Source organism: Streptomyces sp. NPDC059456, from assembly GCF_042750055.1.
Taxonomy (GTDB): Bacteria; Actinomycetota; Actinomycetes; order Streptomycetales; family Streptomycetaceae; genus Streptomyces.
In genome coordinates this window covers 1-1,469 of the sequence record NZ_JBHYVA010001099.1, presented here as the reverse complement: position 1 = coordinate 1,469, position 1,469 = coordinate 1, and the positions used below count along the sequence as shown (strand labels likewise).

Genomic DNA, 1,469 nt, shown 5'->3' with positions numbered 1-1,469 from the left:
GGGGGGGCGCCCGGCCCCGGGGGGGGCGGGGCGGGGGGGGGGGCAACGCGGGGGCGGGGGCCTGTGCCGGAGGGGTGCGGCGGGAGGGGAGGGGTGCGGGCCCGGGCGGAGGCCGGGGCGGGCAGGGCTGCGTCCGGGCCGGGACCAGGGCGAATGCGCGGTGGCGCCGGAGCAGCGACGGGTGACACACTTGACTGACCGATCGGTCAGCGACATCAATCACGCTAGCTGATCGATCGGTCAGCCCACAAGTCTTGACCCGGCGGAATCAAGCCAGCAGTCTGGCTGTCCAATCGGTCAGCGAGGTTGCGGCGTCCGCCGTGCCTCCCGCTGCCCGCAGCTGGGTCGCCTCGACATCCATCGCAGACACCGACCGCCGCACGTACGGCAAGGAGTCACCCGATGCAGCACAGAGCCCCCGAAACACCACTCGGCCCGCCCGGCCAGGACTCCCCCGGGCCCGCCCTGTCCGCCCGCTACTACACCGATCCCGAGACGGCAGCCGCGGAGATGCGGCACGTCTTCGCCAAGTCCTGGCAGCTCGTCTGCCACGAGTCCGACCTCCCGAACCCGGGGGCCCGGCTCGCCGCCACGGTCGCGGACCGCGAAGTGCTGGTCGTCCGCACGGAGGACGGCGCGCTCGCCGCCCACCTCAACGTCTGCCGCCACCGCGGAACCCGCCTGGTGAGCGCCCCGGAACCGGCCGGCAAGGCGATCCGCTGCCCGTACCACGGCTGGACCTACCGGCTCGACGGAAGCCTGGTCGGCGCCCCGGAGGCCCGCCAGATCCCCTGTCTCGACAAGCCGAGCCTCGGTCTGTTCCCGGCCCGCGTCGAGTCGTTCCTCGGCTTCGTCTTCGTCAACCTCGACCCCGGCGCCGTACCGCTGGCGAAGAGCTGCGCGGGACTGGCCGAGGCGGTGGGCCACTACGCCGGAGCCGACCTGGTCCCGGTGGGCCGCGCCCGGATCCACGACCTGGCCGGCGCCGAGGTGCAGGAAGCCAACTGGAAGGTGGCGGTCGACAACTACCTGGAGGGCTACCACGTCCCGGTGGCCCACCCCGGGCTGATGCGGCTGCTCGACTACCAGGGCTACACCTGCGACATCGACGAGTCGTACGCGCTGTTCGCCTCGCCGCTGCGGGACAAGCCCTCGTCCAACTGGCCCGAACGCCTCTACCAGCGCCTCGCCTCTCCGATGCCGGGCCTCGCCGAGGCCGACCGCCGGGTCTGGCGGTACGCGGTGATCTACCCCAACACCCTCATCGACTTCTACCCCGACCACGTCCTGGCCTGGACTGCGATCCCCACGGCCGTGGACCGGGTGGCGGTGCCCGGCGCGTTCTACACCCGCCGCGGCACCGGCCTGCGCACCCGGCTGGCCCGGCGCCTGAACATCCACATCGGCTGGATCACCAACGACGAGGACGCCGAACTGGTCGCCCGCGTCCAGAAGGGGCTCTCCACCCC

Annotated in this window: 1 protein-coding gene; it reads left to right on the top strand. The window is 73.0% G+C overall.

The features are described 5' to 3' along the window. Positions 1-402: 402 nt before the first annotated feature. On the top strand, positions 403-1,469 hold a 1,067-nt coding region (locus ACFXA3_RS42460), incomplete at its 3' end, for an SRPBCC family protein (protein WP_385196876.1).